This is a genomic window from Oleiphilus sp. HI0066, assembly GCF_001635725.1.
In genome coordinates this window covers 1-921 of the sequence record NZ_LWFH01000166.1, presented here as the reverse complement: position 1 = coordinate 921, position 921 = coordinate 1, and the positions used below count along the sequence as shown (strand labels likewise).

Annotated in this window: 1 protein-coding gene; it reads left to right on the top strand. The window is 42.0% G+C overall.

Annotated features, from left to right (window positions below):
* Positions 1 to 193: 193 nt before the first annotated feature.
* A partial coding sequence (locus tag A3738_RS02800) for a hypothetical protein (RefSeq protein WP_156503903.1) occupies positions 194 to 921 on the top strand: 728 nt, incomplete at its 3' end.

Here is a 921-nt window from a genome sequence, read left to right as displayed (position 1 = left end):
AAACATAGCCTTGGGCAATGACCTGCAGAACAGTACCAAGGCTGCAATAGACTACGTGCATCAAACGCTTAGCAATTCCAGAAACTATTTACACGATTCGTGTAAGAACGAACTCAGAAACTTACCGATGAATCACACAATAAAATTATAAACCTGCGTACAATTCGCCAAAACAATTCAAAGTTACACAAACATGATCATCTCACGCCTACTTCCAATTCTTATCGCACTACTCATTGGAGCTTGTGCTTCTCAACCAGAGAATGACTACCAAAGCATTGAAACATCTCAAGTCGAGCAAGATAACCCGAGGGCAATGTATGAACGGACAGCAGAATTGTTTGCTCGACCAGAGAACCTAGGTCTAGAGTTCTATTCTCCAACATACTATTCCTCAGCAACACGAGCTTTAAAAGATGCTGAGCGATCTCTGAACAATCCTAGAGACAAACAACCGTCCGTTGCACAAGCAACTATCGCTGCTAGAAAACTTTTAGAAAAAGCACAATTAACCAGAGCGGCGATCGAAAGAAATCTGAAAGACTTCGTAAAGCATCGAAACTTACTGGTTGAGTTAGAGGCATCAAAATGGCAACCCGAAGACTGGAAAGACCTACAAAAAGAAATGAAAGAGCTAGTGCTTCTGATTGAGGATGATCGAATTAAGAAAGCTCTGAAGCTTGAACCAAGTGTTCGCAAAAGCATGTATGAGCTAGAGATTAATACTCTACTCGTGTCGAGTTTGAATCAAGCACGAAAAACACTCGATCGTGCAGAAAAAGCTGAAGCCGAAAATTATTCCCCTTACTATTTTAACCAAGCTCAGGCACTTATCGCCGACACGGAAATATACATTCGTGGTAACTACCGTGACCGACGCGGTATCGCATACAGATCTCAAAAGGCAGATACCGAAGCACT